We start from the raw sequence: 979 nt of genomic DNA on the forward strand, positions 1-979 counted from the left end.
CGAGCAAGATGCGGTTCTTCAGGGTCTGGTGCCATCGCTCGATCTTGCCCTGGGTCTGGGGATGACACGGGGCGCCGCGGACATGGCTCATCTTCCGAGCCTCGATGTATTCCGCCAGTTCGCCAGCGATGTAGCTGGGGCCGTTGTCGCTAAGCAGCCGGGGCTTGTGCAGCACGGTGGCGCTGTCGCAGCCGGAAGCCGCCAAGGCGAGGTCCAGAGTGCCAGTCACGTCCTCGGCCCGCATGTTGGTGCACAGCTTCCAGGCGATGATGTAGCGCGAGAAGTCGTCGAGGACGGTTGAGAGATACATCCAACCCCACCCGATGATCTTGAAGTAGGTGAAGTCGGTCTGCCACATCTCGTTCGGGCGGGTGGTCTTCGTGTGGAACTGGTCGGCCGCCTTGATCACGACATAGGCCGGACTGGTGATCAGGTCGTGGGCCTTGAGCAGCCGGTAAACCGTGGCTTCCGACACGAAGTAGCGCTGCTCGTCGGTGAAGCGCACGGCCAGTTCTCGGGGGCTCAGCTCGGACTGTTCCAGCGCCAGCTCGATGATCTGGTCGTGGATGCACGCCGGGATGCGATTCCACACCCGGCTCGGTGCCGATGGCCGATCTTGCAACGCCTCCGGCCCGCCTTCAAGGTAACGCTCATACCAGCGATAGAACGTCCGGCGGGGGATGCCGAGCTGGTCCAATGTGCGCTTGGCGGGCAGGTGCGACTGCTCGACGATCCTTATGATCTCGAGCTTCTCGGATGCGGGATACCTCATTCGTCGTCGCCCCCATCCGCGATCATGCTTTTTTTAAGCAAGCGGTTCTCCAGCGTCAGATCGGCCACGCATTCCTTCAACGCACGGGCTTCACGACGCAGGTCCTGCACCTCGCCGGTGGTCGCGGCACGGGCAGTGTCGCCCGCCAGGCGGCGCTTGCCCGCTTCCATGAATTCCTTCGACCAGGTGTAGTACAGGCTTTGGGCG

Annotated in this window: 1 pseudogene; it reads right to left on the reverse strand. The window is 62.8% G+C overall.

What is annotated here, in order from left to right:
• Positions 1–979, reverse strand: a pseudogene (locus LZA78_RS17505) (IS3 family transposase); the annotation flags it as partial.

It is taken from the genome of Rhodobacter flavimaris, assembly GCF_021378075.1.
In the GTDB taxonomy this organism is placed as follows: Bacteria; Pseudomonadota; Alphaproteobacteria; order Rhodobacterales; family Rhodobacteraceae; genus Rhodobacter; species Rhodobacter flavimaris.